This window comes from Myxococcales bacterium (assembly GCA_016706225.1).
In the GTDB taxonomy this organism is placed as follows: Bacteria; Myxococcota_A; Polyangia; order Polyangiales; family Polyangiaceae; genus JADJKB01.
Genome location: JADJKB010000002.1, coordinates 305494 through 317720 on the forward strand (window position 1 = coordinate 305494; position 12227 = coordinate 317720).

The following is a 12227-nucleotide window of genomic DNA, read 5'->3' on the forward strand; positions in this document are numbered from 1 at the left end:
TGTGGGGGCAGCCGAAGTCGCACCAAGCTACGAGAATCGCCGCCGTCACGCGGGAGCGAAGCTCGGCCGTTATCAGGTCGGGACTCGGCTCGGTGTCGGCGGAAGCGCGGCGGTGTACCTGGGTCGGCTCCCCGGTCCGATGAACTTCGAGCGACTCGTCGCGATCAAGGTCGTGCACGACCACCTCTCGGAAGAGAAGGAGTTCATCAGCCAGTTCCTTGACGAGGCGAACCTGTTGGTGCGGCTTGCTCACCCCAACATCGTGCAGGTGCATGAGCTGGGTCGCGAGGGTGACACGCTGTTTCTCGCGATGGAGTACCTGCACGGGCAGCCGCTCTCGAAGTTGATCAGCTCACTCGGGCGGCGCTCCAAGCGTTTGGAGCCGGGGCTCGTGGCGTGGCTCGGCGCAAGAACGGCGGAGGGTCTGGGGTTCGCCCACGACCTCAAGGATGAACAGGGGCAGTCGCTTGGGCTCGTCCACCGCGACATCAGTCCGCAGAACGTGTTCATCAACTACGACGGGAGTGTGAAGCTGATCGATTTCGGCATCGCACGCGCCGCCGGTCGCATCGCTCAGACCACACTCGGGCGCGTCAAGGGCAAGTTCAGCTACATGGCGCCAGAGCAGGTGCTGGGCAAGGACTTCGACCATCGAGTCGATCTGTTTGCGTTGGGTGCCACGCTGTATGAGGCAGCGCTGGGATCCAGGTTGTTTGCGGGCGTCGATGAGTCCGCGACCTTGCACAAACTACTGTTCGAAGCGGTTCCGGATCCGCGCAGCCGTGTGCCGGGCTTCCCCGATGAGCTCGCGGAAATATTGAAGCGTGCGCTCCAGACCGAGCCGGAGGAGCGGTATCAGACCGCGGCAGAGCTGGCTCGGGACCTGGACGCCTTCGTGAAAGCCGCCGGGATCGACGACCCGCAGCAGTTGCTCGCGGACTCGATGCACGGTTTGTTCGAGCAGGAGCGGGGCGAACAACAAAAGTCGATCGAATCGCTGAGGAGTGCGGGCTTCGAGACCGTGACGGACCGAGAGCTTCCGGTCGAGGCGGGGCGTTCCAGTGGCGTGATCTCGCGTCCAGCGCCGCCTCAGCCCCAGCTCTGGAAGTATGCGGCGTTGGGGTTTGCCATTGTCCTGACCACTGGCGTGACGGTGCTCGCGGTGCGCAGCAATCCCACTCCGGCGCCTGGCCCGGCGCCGAGCGTCGCGGAGCCGAGCAACGTCAGCATCGAGGTCACGACCCAACCGGAGGCCAGCGCCACCATCCTGGTCGCTGGGATCGCCGCTCAGGGCAAGCCGGCACGCAGCAGCGTGCAGCGCGGTTCGGCCCCGGTCGAAGTGGCGGTGACCGCAGAAGGGTTCGAGCGGGCGGTGTTGACCGTGATCCCCGATCGCGACCGAGGGGTGGTGGTCCCGCTGAAGAAGATCGTCGAAGCCCCGCCGACCCCTCCGCCCAGCGCCAGCGCCGAAAAACCAGCGAAGCCAGAGGGCAAGGCCGGCCCCCAGGCGGGCACTCCGATCAAGAAGAACGACCCGCTGGTGACCAAGTATCCCTTCGGGAAATAGCTGCCGTGCGCCGCTGACAGGGGCCCGCGGTAGGGCGGCACCCCACATCTCGCGCGGCGGCAAATCGTGGTGGCTGCGACCACGCACCATGGTTGTTGTTGGTTCGGACGAAATGCGCGGATACCTTTTGCCATTGTCATGAAGCGCTGGCCGCACCTGCTCTTCAGCGTGGCACTCGTGGCCGCGCCGCTGCCAGCGCTGGCCGCGGAGTGCACCGAGGACGCAGCCACCTGCGGACGCTTGGAATTCGAAGCTGGCATCAAGGCCTACAAGACTCGGTCCTACGCCGACGCTGCGGCCCACTTCGAGGCCGCGCAGAAGCTCAGGCCGCATCCCGTCGTGCTGTTCAACTGGGCCTTGGCGGAGTCGAAGCTCGGTCGGTACGTGGTGGCGTTTGCGCACTTCGAGCAGGTGCTCGCCGATCCCGAGACCCCGAAGGATTTGCTACCGGAGGTCCAGAACGAACGCACTCAGGCGGAGCGCAACATCGCCACGCTCGAGATCGAGGCGGCCGATGGCGCGAGCGCCTTCGTGGACGACGCACCGGTGGAGGGACGCCCGGCAGTGGCCCGCGTCGATCCTGGCGAGCACCACGTGCGCGTGGTGATGGATGGCAAGACCGTGCTCGACAAGACGCTGCGCGTGTGGGCCGGGGAGCGCCTGCGCCTGGCGGTCGATCGCGCTCGCGAGGTCATCGTGGGAGGGGGCGGCGCGGGCCCCGGTCCGAAACCGCCACCGCCGCCGTCGCCGGCGGGCCCGAGCCCGCTCTGGTTCTACGTTGGCGTGGGCGCGACGGCGGTGGCCGGTGGCCTCAGCGTGTGGAGCGCGTTCGACACGCAGAAGTCGTTCAACGATTACGAGCGCGACCTGCCCACGCTCTCTCAGCGGGAAGTCGATGCGCGCGTGGCCGCGGGCCACGACAAAGAGCTTCGCACCAACCTTCTGCTCGGGGTCACTACTCTCGCAGCGGTGGGGACCGCGGCGGTCGGGATCTTCGTCGTCGATTGGGGCAGCAAGCGCGAGAGAGCCGGCGCGACGCTGTTCCTCGGTCCGACCGGGATCTCAGCCGCTGGTCGCTTCTGAGTCGGCCTCGGCTCGTAGACACGCGCTCAGCTCCTCGAGCGTCTTGTCTGCGTGAGCGATGCCGTCGGCGAAACGCTCTTCGTCGCTCGCGCGCCGAGTGAGGCGTCCTTGCGGCGAGATCTTGTAAGGACTGTGCCGTTTCCCGACCAGCGCTCCGATCTTCACCGGGTCGAGCGGAGTGTCGTCTCGAAGGTGCAGCGATACGGTCTTCTGGCTGGCTTCGCAGCCGAGCACCATCAACCGCCTGAGCTCGGTCTTGAGTCGCATGAGCTCCACCAGCTTCTTGGCTTCCGTCGGCGGAGGGCCGAAGCGGTCTTCCATTTCGGTGGCGATGTCGACGACCTCCTGCTCGTCTGCGGCGCTGGCCAGGCGTTTGTACAAACTCAATCGCACTCCGACCTCCGACACGTAGTCCTCCGGCAAGAGTGCGTCGGCATCCAGGCTGAGCTCGGGATCCACGGCGTGAATCACGGTCTCACCCCGCAGCTCGTGGCTCGCTTCGCTCAACATCTGGCAGAAGAGATCGAAGCCCACGCTCGCGACGAAGCCGCTCTGTTCGGCCCCGAGCAAGTCCCCTGCACCCCGCAGCTCCATGTCCAGGGTTGCGATCTGAAAGCCCGCGCCGAGCTCCGTGTGGCGCTCGAGTGCCTCGATGCGGCTCCGGGCCTCTTCGCTCAGCTGACTGGGCGGCGGCACCAACAGATAACAGTAGGCGCGCTCGGCGCTACGCCCGACCCGCCCTCTGAGCTGGTAGAGCTGGGAGAGACCGAACATGTCGGCGCGGTCGATGATGATGGTGTTGGCGCGGGTGATGTCCAGCCCGCTCTCGATGATGGCGGTCGAGACCAGCACGTCGAAGCGGCCGTCGATGAAGTCGAGCATCGTCTGTTCGAGGGTGGCCTCGCTCATCTGACCGTGGCCGACCGTGACCTTGGCGCCCGGCACCAGCTCTTGCACGCGCGCCGCGCGTTCGTAGATGCCCTCGACTCGGTTGTAGACATAGAACACCTGCCCGCCGCGGGACAGCTCACGCTCGATGGCCTCGATGATGATCTGCTCGTCGTAGCGCGAGGTGATCGTGCGAATCGCGCGCCGGTCCATGGGCGGGGTGGTGATCAGTGACATGTCCCGGAAGCCGCCGATGGCCATCTGAAGCGTGCGCGGAATCGGCGTGGCGGACAGCGTCAACACGTCCACCGAAGCGCGAAGTTGTTTGATGCGCTCCTTGTGGGTCACGCCAAAACGTTGTTCTTCGTCGACGATCAACAGGCCCAGGTTCTTGAAGTGCACGTCGCGGCTGAGCAGCCGATGGGTGCCGATGACGACGTCCACGCTGCCGTCCTTGAGGCCCTGCAAGGTGTCGGTGGCCTCCTTCTTCGACTCGAAGCGGCTGAGCGGGCGGACCTGGAGCGCGTAGCCGGACAAACGCCCGGCAAAAGACAAGAAGTGCTGCTGTGCGAGGACCGTGGTCGGACACAGAAGCGCCACCTGCCGCCCCGCCATGGCGACACGGAATGCCGCGCGCAGTGCGACCTCGGTCTTGCCGAACCCGACGTCGCCGCACACCAGGCGATCCATGACCGCCGAGGTCTCGAGGTCACGATTGACCTCGTTGATCGCCGCGGCCTGGTCTCGGGTCTCTTCGTAGGGAAAGGTCGCTTCGAAGGTGGCGTACTCGTCATCGGGCGGCTCGAGGGCGTCTTTCTTCAGCGCGGTGCGCTCGGCGTAGAGCCGCAGGAGCTCGTCTGCCATCTGCCGCACGCGCTTCTGAACTCGGGCCTTGGTCTTGGCAAAGCTCGAGCCGCCGAGTTTGTCGATGCGCGGTGCACCGTCCCCGCCCGAGTACTTCTGGATCTGGTTCAGGCGGTGCACCGGCAAGAACAGCTTGTCGCCGCCGGCGTACTCGACGACCAAGAGCTCCACGCTCACGCCGCCGAGTTCCTTCTTGTCGAGCCCCAGGTAGCGACCAATGCCGTGGTCCACGTGAACCACGAAGTCGCCGGTCTCGAGCGCTCGCAGGTCCTCCAGGAAAGCTCGGGCGCTCTTGGTCCGCTCCTGGCGGCGATGCGCGCGCTTGCCGAAGATTTCCTCCTCGGTCACGAGCACAAAACCCTCGGTTGGAACGATGACACCCCGCGCGAGCTCGCCCATCAGCACCTTGACCGTGCTCTTGGGCGCGCGGGACTCCGTCGCAGTCACGCTGATGCCGCGGTGCCCGAGCAAGGACGCGACGCGTTCGGCCTGGGTGGCGGTGCGGGCCGTGATGGCGACGTCGAGCCCGGCCTCGTGCCAGGCAAAGATGCGCTCGACCAGCGGTTCGAGGGCGGCGTTCTTGCCGCGATCCGCGCGAGCGCGGGCGACGGCGCGTTCCAGATCCGAATGATCGTGGATGGCGAGGCTGGGTGCGTCCAGGGGAGCCAGCTCGAGAGCTTCGAGTGACGTCTGCGCGGCGCCGCTCGCAGCAACGGCGGTCCGATGCAGCGCGATGACCCTGCGCTCACCGAGCGCGTCCACCACCTCGGCCTCGTCGGCGTAGAGCTGCGAGAAGCCGAAACAGGGGCCGCCGGACTTGTGGGCCAGCGCGGCCTCCGCCTGGCTGAGCTCCTTGCGGATTGCGGCCACGACACGCGCCGGGTCCTCCACCAGAATGTGCGCGTCGTCCGGCAAGTACGACCAGAGCGGACACAGCTGGTGGAACGCTGGCAAAAAGCCATCCAGCCCGAACAGCGTGCGAGCCGTTGCGACGTCTTCTTCCAGTGCGCGGGCCTTCGACGAGGGCCAGTCGACCGCGTCGCACAACGAGCGCATGACCTCACGGGCGCGCTCCGAGGCTCGCTCGGTCGTGATTGCTTCGCGGGTCGCGGGGAGCAACACCCGCGCGACCGCCGCAAGCGTGCGCTGAGTCTCCGGATCGAAGCTCTTGAGCGAGAGGATCATGTCGCCGTAGAGCTCGGCGCGCACGGGCTCCGCTGCCGTCGGCGGCCAGACATCGAGAATGCCTCCTCGCATGGCAAAACTGCCGGGATCTTCCACGACCGGAGCGCGCAGGTAGCCCGCGGCGGACAGGGCAGCCGTGACCTTGCCCACGTCGATCTCCGCCTCTGCGATCAGCTCGACCGCCGCGTCGCGCAGGGGTTCGGGTGGCAGCACGCGTCGAACCAGGCCCTGCGCCGTGGTCACCATGTATCGCCACGGCAAACCCATCGCGATGTGAGAGAGCGCGCCGACCCGCGCCATCTGCGCACGCCGGTCCGGACGTACGTCGGCCCACGGGGTCGACTCCGGTGGCATGACGAACAGCGGTGTCTCGCCATCCGGAACACGCGCGCTGTCGAAGGGCAGCGCCTGGGAAAGAAATGAAAGATCGGAGAGCGCGCGTCGCGCGGCATCGACCTCCGCGGTGACGTAGAGCACATGCGCGCCGGACAGGGCCAGCGCTCGGGCCACCAGCCCGCCCGCCGAACCTTCGGCGCCTACCACGTGCAGGCGCGAGAGCTCAGGCGAACGCGCGGCGATCTGCCGCGCGGTGACGACCTCGCGATCCTCCGGCAGTGCGAAGGCGTCCCGCAGGTTGTGGATCTCGACAGGGGGCTCGGAGTCGTTCACGGGTCCGGCGTGGTCTCGCGTGCTTGTTGTGCGGCGGCAAGCAGGTGGTTCTGGGCGCGCAGACGCCAGGGGCCGTTTGGCTGTTTTTCGAGGTGAGCACGGAACGCCTGCGCGGCCCGCGCGAATTGCCCGGTGCGATAGTAGATGACCCCGCGCGCGAAAAGCGCCGGGTAGCCCAGGTCGACCTTCTCGACGGCGCTGACGTAGCGCAGCGGCTCCTCGGCACTGCGCGTCGTATCCGGATGTTCGAGCAGGAAGCGATAGTAGATCCGGAGTTCGTTCGCGGTCGGGGCGAAGGCACCCACAGCGCGCAATCCGGCCGCTTCTACCCAGCGAACCTTGAACAGCGCGGCACGCTCAGCCCGGGTTGCGACGAGTCGTCGCTCACCGCGGGTCCAGCGCGCGGCGCGGGCCTTGTGCAAGAACGCGCCGCCCAGCTCCGCGATGTCGCTGACCTCGGGTCCGCCCGCCTCCCAGCTTTCGACGGCGGAGAGAAAGAGCTCGGTCTGGTAAGCCAGCAGACGCAGCACGGGCTCGTCGCCGTGTTTGGTGAGTGAGTTGCGAGCGAGCCCGCGCAGCTCCAGCAGCGCCCTCGCCGCCTCGCCGGTACGACCCTCCGCCTCCGCGCGTCCGAAGCTGCGCAGCGACTCTCCGGCAGCGCGCACCAGAAAGGGCAACGGTTCGCTCAGCGCCGCACGCGCTTGTTGCTCCCGACGGACCTCGGCTCGGCTCGCCTCCGCAGCGTCGACGTGCGGCAGCGGGATGGTATCGGCCCCGGCCGGGCGCGGGACGACCAGGAGCGCGCAGGCTGCGGCGATCACCACCGCGACGAGCGCAGGCTGCCAGCCCTCCAGGTGGCGAGAAAGCCCGCGGGTGCCAGGTCGCAATTTCCGCGTATTGACTTCGCTTCGCTCGGCGCTCATCGTTTCCGTCCAGTCAGTCCTCTCAGGATCGTTTCCAGAAATTCGCATCGAGGCAAGCGTGCAAGACAAACGCGTTCACCCGCGCGTCCAGCTCGAGATCGAAGTCTCCTGTCTTCGAAAAGAGGGCGGAGCGGTGGGTGGAGTCACCAGCAACGTCAGCATGGGCGGCATGTTCGTCGAGACGGGTGAGATCCTGCCGTTCGGCACGGAGATTACCATCGAGCTCACCCTGACCGGGGTCGCGCTTCAGCTACCCGGGGTGGTCCGCTGGGCGAAACCGGGAGGATTTGGCGTGCAGTTTGGGTTGCTCGGCGCCAAGGAGACCCACACCATCGCCAAGATGCTGAAGGGCTGACGGACGCCGGCGCCCTCGGGTCAGAGCCCGAGATCGGTGCACTCGCCGACCCCGAGGGGATCCCGATTGTAGTGAACGCAAGTCCCCTCGGCAGCGGGACACGAAGGCTCGCCGCCGCCGGCGACCGCCTTGCAAAGGCGTCGGCACTCGTCAGCGACGCAAGCAAAGCCCGACTTGCACGGCGACTTGGTGTCGCAAGCGTCACCGGGGCCGCCATTGCCACTCGGCACACAGGCGACGTTGCCGATCGGATCGACGATCTGACAGCTGCGCCCCGGCTGCTCTGCGCAAGCCTTGAGGTCGAAGACGTCACAATCGTTGACCGGCGCGCACACGTCGGCCTTCGCGTACACCGGATCGCCACCCCCGGGTCGCACCAGGTACACCTGTCGGATGCAGCTCTGATCCGACGGACACGCGGACCAGTCACCACCGCAACAGAGCTTGCGGCAAGTCCCGGGCACGACGCCGCCGTCCGCCGCGCCGCCGATGCCGACGCAGAACGCACCGAGCGCGCAGTCGTTCCACGCCGAGCAACTCTCACCCAGCGCCTTTGCGCCGGCGGGCATACACTTGGGTGGCCATGCCCCAGTGGTAGGAGGTGTGTCAGTCGGAATGCAGTTGGTGCCCGCGGCGCAGTCCTGCTTCTGATAGTTGCACTCTCCGGTCTGGCAGAGGGTCTCGCCCTTGGGCGGGTCCGGGATGATGCCGCCACCGTCCAAGATCACTTTCGGCGTGCCGCCGCCGTCGGCCCCGCCGGTTCCTTGGACCTTGGCGTCGTTGGTTCCGCCACAGGCCGCCAAGGTCGCGATGAACACAACGGGGGCGCCCAGCAGCAACCAACCAGGGTGGGTCATGCGCTCAGCATTCATCGGGTCAGGATCCAGATCCAGCCGGCGGTGCCGGCCAAAGCAACGAGCACGACAGTAGTGGCGGCAGTGCCCGCGAAAATTCGAGAGCCACGCCGAATTCCGCCCTCGCCCGCCTCTGGCCGCCGGGCCGCGGCCGCCGCCGCAAAAGACCACGGCAATGCGGCCAGGTGCAGCAGCACGAACACCAGGATGCAGACCCACATCGCCCCTTCGAGCACGATCTCGACCTGCGCGGCCTCCACTCCGGAGAGCTTCAGGTCGCGAGCCACGTCGGCGACGATCTTGGTCCGCGCGCCGACCCGGCCTGGATTGAGCAGCTGCGCTCTGCGCAGAAACATCACGTAAGGCAACGCTCCCGCGGCGGTCAGGAAACAGACCGGGTAGGACACGAAGTGTCCGATGGCAAAACGTCCCCAGAACGCCTTGCCAGGTTTCTTGGGTCGCCCCTGCGGGGCTGGCGCGGGCGCGACGGCCTCAGCCTCGGAAGGCGCGGGGTCCGGCCCGGCGATGCTCACTGGCAATTCGTACACTCGTCGCCGGGCGCCATCAAATCCCTGCCCGTACGCCTCCATTGACGCTTCGATCCCCGCGTGATCAAAGTCCTCGCTCGACCGGCCGTCGCGCTGGTAGAGGGAGAGCCATGACCGACGTACCCGAGACGCCCAAGGAGTTCTTCACAGCGTACCTGCCCTCGCGCTTCGAGGCGATGAAGGCCGGGCTCGCTGGCAAGTCCTCCAACGGCTCGATGGTGTTCCGTGTCTCCGGCGCTGGTGAATGGACGCTCCGGCTGAAGGACGGGGAGCTCGAGGTGAGCGACGGCATGCAGGACGACGTCATCATTCAGGTGACGGTCGCCGCCGAAGACTTTGCCCCGATCTTCGTGCAGGGAGCGATCCTGCAAGAGGGTCAGGAGATCAAGCCGGAGCAGCAGGTGATGGCGTTCAAGGCGCTCACTGTCGACGCGGAGCGGGTGAAGCTGGTGAAGGGCATCGCCGGCACCGTTGCGTTCGTGGTCGAGGCCGAGGGCGGCTCGCACAAACTCGGGATCACCCCCGGCAGCGGCGCGCCCAAGCTGGACGCCCCGGATTGCCGCCTGGAATGCAAGATGAACGACTTCATGGACATGCAGACCGGGAAACAAAACCCGATGCAGCTGGCCATGAGCGGCAAGATCAAGATCGTCGGTAACGCGCAGATCCCGATGGCGCTGTCGGGTGTGTTCGTCTGACGCCTGGTCCGGGCCGGCACAGCGCTGTGGGTCCCGAGATTTCGAGGCAACACTCTTGGCTTCCCGCTAGCATCACCGCCCATGCAAATGAGGGTGGTTCGGGGGTGGGCTGCGCTTGGCGTTTGTTCGGGTTTGGTCTGCGCCGCGGCCTGCGGCGGTGATGATGCAGCCGATGCGCTGCGCCGCGCCAAGATCGCCGAAGGCTGCATCATCAACAGCGACTGCGGGCAGAAGCCCGACCCGCTGATCTGCGTCTACCGCTTGTGTCATAGCGAGTGCACGACCAGCGCCGACTGTGATCAGCCGACGGGGCAGCGTTGTATTCTCGGTACCAAACCCGAGCACGTGTGTCAGATCATCAAGGACTGCACGTACAACAGCGACTGTCCCGAAGATCAGAAGTGTGGTCCGGACGGTGAGTGTCGCGACCAGTGCAAGGGCGACCAGGACTGTGTCGAAGGACAGGTCTGCGCGCCGGGCGGCCTGTGTGCAGATCCGCCGGAGCTGGTGGGCGGCTACCTGCCAAAGAAGGTCGGGGATGCCGGAACGACCGGAGACGCGCCTACCGGCGGTGAAGAAGGCGCGTCGTGCAGCTACAACTCCGACTGCGCCGGCATCCTGATCTGTCGCGCCGGCGCGTGTCAGCTGGAGTGCAAGGGCAACAAGGACTGCGCGCCGGGACAGAGCTGCGCGGGCAACCTCTGTCAAAGCGGGGGCCCGAACGACGCCGGCGCCGACGTCAGCCTCGACACCGGTGCGCCGTGCAAGTTGACCAGCGAGTGTGCGTCACCGTTGGTCTGCAAATCCGGCAGCTGTGAGCTCGAGTGCAAGACCAGCGTGGACTGCGCGCCCGGTAAACAGTGCCTGGGATATGCGTGCGTGCTCGAAGCGCCGGACGGTGCCCCACCGGGGTACGGCAAGGCCTGCACCCACACCAGCCAGTGTTCCAGCGGTCTGGTGTGTGTCTCGGGCGGAGTTTGCGCCTACGAGTGCCTGAACAGCGGGGACTGCGACGTCGCCGCTGGCTTCTGCTGTGTCTCGAACTTTTGCGTCAAGGGCGGCGGGCTGTGCAACTCGGACGGTGGCGGCGGGACGGGCGGTACCGGCGGTACTGGTGGCACCGGCGGCGCCGACGCTGGCAAGGTTTGCACCACGAACGCCGAGTGCAGCGACAACATCGTGTGCAACGGCGTCGAGCTGTGTGTGCTTGGCTACTGCAAACCCCCCACCCCGCCCTGCGACGACCAGAACCCCTGCACGACCGACGTGTGCAACGCGGGCACCGGCCAGTGCCAGCACACGGCCAACGTGACGCCGGTCGATCAGGACAAGGACGGCCACTTTTCCATCGCCTGTGGCAGTGGGGCCGACGACTGTGACGACAAGAACCCGAGCGTCTACGCCGGAGCGCCGGAGCTCTGTGATCAGATCGACAACAACTGCAACGCCTACGTCGACGAGGGCCTCTGGAAGGCGCAGCCGACCTCGACCCTGGCCACGGGGGCGGAGTACGTGGGCCAGCAGCTCTACGAGGACGTGCCTGGCGCGCCCGTCATCTTGCGCATGCCGGACGGCACGTTCCGAGTTTTTGCGCTCAACAACGGCACGGGGACCAAGAGCATACGCGGTTTCAAGCTGGACGCGGCGTTGGCGGTGCAAGGCAACCCGGTGAACTTCGACGCCGGCAAGGACGGATTCTGGGGCCTGACCGCTGCTACGAACGGGACGGACATTGCGATCGGGTCGATGGTGATCACGGGGAGCGGAGTCACCACCGCATCGACCGTCTATCGCACCGATGCCGCCCTCGGCACTCCCATCAGCACCACGCTCGCCACGCTGTCGCAGGGCTGGAACTCGGCGGCGGTCTACACTGCGCGGCCCAGCATCGCCTGGAACGGCACCGAGTTCGTGTTGTTCTGGAACGACCGCCACGCCGACAATGTGAATCAACCGCTCTACGCGGCGACCATGACCCCGGCCGGGCTCGTGTCCACCCAGCACCTACTCGATCCGAGCGCGCCGTTGGCGTTCAGCTATTCCTACACGTCACTGGGGCTCCAGGTCGTCGCGATGGGGCCGTCGTCCGCGCTCGTCGCGTGGAGCTGTACGGACGCAAGCACTTGGCGGCTCTGCACCGCGATCACCACGAAGAACCTGAGCGGACTGAACACCCCATTCTGCAGGCTCCAGCCAACGCTACGTGGGAGTTCCCCACCAGCGCCGTTCACGTCGGCTCCAGCTTCGTCGTGGCCTCGCAGAGCGGCAGCAAGATCATTCTCTCTCGCTTCCACGAGACGACCGGCGCGCTCCTGAAGACCCTCTCCTTCGACACACCCATTGCGGGCGGCGACGCGCGGGTCGCCGCGGTGGCCGGCGGCGTCGTAGTCACCGTCGCGCGCTCGACCTACGTCTCGTACCTGTGGGTTCCGGAGACCCTGGACGTACCGAGCATGGCCTTCACCGATCTGTCACCCCTCACGACCGTGAGCGGCATCAGCATCGCTCCGGTGGACAAGAACACCTTCGCCATTGCCTGGGAGGACGGCGCGCTCAAGGCGCGGCTGGTCAAGTGTCAGCCCTGACGGGGTGG

The 12227-nt window shown here is 66.7% G+C and carries 10 protein-coding genes; 6 read left to right on the plus strand and 4 right to left on the minus strand.

Annotated features, from left to right (window positions below; translation table 11 throughout):
• Window position 1 precedes the first annotated feature (1 nt).
• Together IPI67_01505 and IPI67_01510 are read left to right on the plus strand one after the other, a co-directional pair.
• The gene (locus IPI67_01505; GenBank protein MBK7578856.1) at window positions 2-1567 is read left to right on the plus strand and encodes a serine/threonine protein kinase; all 1566 of its coding nucleotides are present in this window, start codon (window positions 2-4) and stop codon (window positions 1565-1567) included.
• Between the two features lie 138 nt (window positions 1568-1705).
• The gene (locus IPI67_01510) at window positions 1706-2650 is read left to right on the plus strand and encodes a hypothetical protein (protein MBK7578857.1); all 945 of its coding nucleotides are present in this window, start codon (window positions 1706-1708) and stop codon (window positions 2648-2650) included.
• Here IPI67_01510 and mfd read toward each other — a convergent pair.
• A complete protein-coding gene (gene mfd, locus IPI67_01515; GenBank protein MBK7578858.1) occupies window positions 2630-6325 on the minus strand; it encodes a transcription-repair coupling factor in 3696 nt (1231 codons plus the stop codon). The two genes, IPI67_01510 and mfd, sit on opposite strands and share 21 nt — an antisense overlap.
• Window positions 6253-7179, minus strand: coding sequence for a hypothetical protein (locus tag IPI67_01520; protein ID MBK7578859.1), 927 nt, complete (start codon window positions 7177-7179; stop codon window positions 6253-6255). Before IPI67_01520 ends, mfd begins: the two co-directional genes overlap by 73 nt.
• A gap of 58 nt (window positions 7180-7237) precedes the next feature.
• Between IPI67_01520 and IPI67_01525 the strand changes: the two genes are divergently transcribed.
• Window positions 7238-7534: a PilZ domain-containing protein gene (locus tag IPI67_01525; GenBank protein ID MBK7578860.1), complete on the plus strand. Its 297-nt coding sequence runs from the start codon at window positions 7238-7240 to the stop codon at window positions 7532-7534.
• Window positions 7535-7554: 20 nt separating this feature from the next.
• On the opposite strand, the gene IPI67_01530 is transcribed toward IPI67_01525, so the two are convergent.
• Window positions 7555-8391 (minus strand): hypothetical protein, encoded by an 837-nt coding sequence (locus IPI67_01530; GenBank protein MBK7578861.1) that lies wholly within the window; start codon window positions 8389-8391, stop codon window positions 7555-7557.
• 11 nt (window positions 8392-8402) lie between these two features.
• Window positions 8403-8921, minus strand: a complete 519-nt coding sequence (locus IPI67_01535; GenBank protein MBK7578862.1) for a hypothetical protein — start codon at window positions 8919-8921, stop codon at window positions 8403-8405.
• Between the two features lie 125 nt (window positions 8922-9046).
• On the opposite strand from IPI67_01535, the gene IPI67_01540 reads away from it, so the two are divergent.
• The 3 genes from IPI67_01540 (at window position 9047) to IPI67_01550 (ending at window position 12219) form a co-directional block, all read left to right on the plus strand.
• Complete coding sequence (locus IPI67_01540) at window positions 9047-9634, plus strand: SCP2 sterol-binding domain-containing protein (GenBank protein ID MBK7578863.1); 588 nt, start codon at window positions 9047-9049, stop codon at window positions 9632-9634.
• A 1176-nt stretch (window positions 9635-10810) separates the two neighbouring features.
• Window positions 10811-11950: a putative metal-binding motif-containing protein gene (locus IPI67_01545; protein MBK7578864.1), complete on the plus strand. Its 1140-nt coding sequence runs from the start codon at window positions 10811-10813 to the stop codon at window positions 11948-11950.
• The gene (locus tag IPI67_01550) at window positions 11884-12219 is read left to right on the plus strand and encodes a hypothetical protein (GenBank protein ID MBK7578865.1); all 336 of its coding nucleotides are present in this window, start codon (window positions 11884-11886) and stop codon (window positions 12217-12219) included. Before IPI67_01545 ends, IPI67_01550 begins: the two co-directional genes overlap by 67 nt.
• The last annotated feature ends 8 nt before the right edge of the window (window positions 12220-12227 follow it).